This is a genomic window from Paracraurococcus lichenis, from assembly GCF_030657435.1.
GTDB lineage: Bacteria > Pseudomonadota > Alphaproteobacteria > Acetobacterales > Acetobacteraceae > Paracraurococcus > Paracraurococcus lichenis.
This window is the reverse complement of record NZ_JAUTWS010000383.1, coordinates 1-779: the sequence shown is the minus strand read 5'-3', so window position 1 is coordinate 779 and position 779 is coordinate 1. Positions and strand designations below refer to the sequence as shown.

The window sequence follows — 779 nt, the reverse complement described above, 5'->3', positions numbered from 1 at the left end:
ATCGCCATCCTGGGTTCCTGGACCGCGCTCGACCTGCTGCGCCGCGTGCGGGCCAACGCGGGCGCCGCCCGGCGATGGTGGCTTGCAGGAGCCGCCGCGGCGACAGGGGCCTCGATCTGGTCGATGCACTTCGTCGCCATGCTGGCCTACGACCTCGGCGTCCCTGTCCGTTACGAAATAGGTCTGACTGCCCTGTCCCTGGTGCTCGCTGTAGGAGCGACCGCAACCGGCTTCGCCGCCATTAGTCTCTCCGTAGAAGCACCCGGACCGGGACGGATCGCGTCTGCCGGTCTCGCCATGGGCCTCGGCATCTGTCTTATGCACTACGCCGGCATGGCCGCGATGCGGCTGGACGCCGTGCCCGCGTACAATGCCGCGCTCGTGGTGGCCTCGGGCGTGGTCGCGGTCGGCGCCTCGACTCTAGGACTGGTGCTGGCGCACGGGGACCGACCCGGCTCGGCACGGGCGGCGAGCGCCCTTGCACTCGGGTTGGCGATCTCGGGTATGCACTACACGGCGATGGCGGCCGTCTCCTTCAGCCATGCGCCACAAGCTGGACTTGGAAACGGGGGCGGCATCCCGGCCCAGGCGCTCGCTATCGGTGTCGCAGCCTGCACCCTCCTGCTGCTCGCCCTCGCGCTGAGCGCCGCAATGTTTGACCGTCGCCTCGAGCTCATGGCCTCACGCGAGGCCGATGCACTCCGTCGTAGCGAGGAGCGGCTGCGCGCTGTGCTCGACCGAATGCCAGTTGGAGTGGTCGTTGCCGAGGCCGATACCGG

1 protein-coding gene is annotated in these 779 nt (G+C 69.3%); it reads left to right on the top strand.

All coding sequences use genetic code 11. From position 1 onward, the window contains the following. Window positions 1-779 (top strand): MHYT domain-containing protein (locus Q7A36_RS40375; RefSeq protein ID WP_305109421.1); only part of this gene is annotated, 779 nt, incomplete at both ends.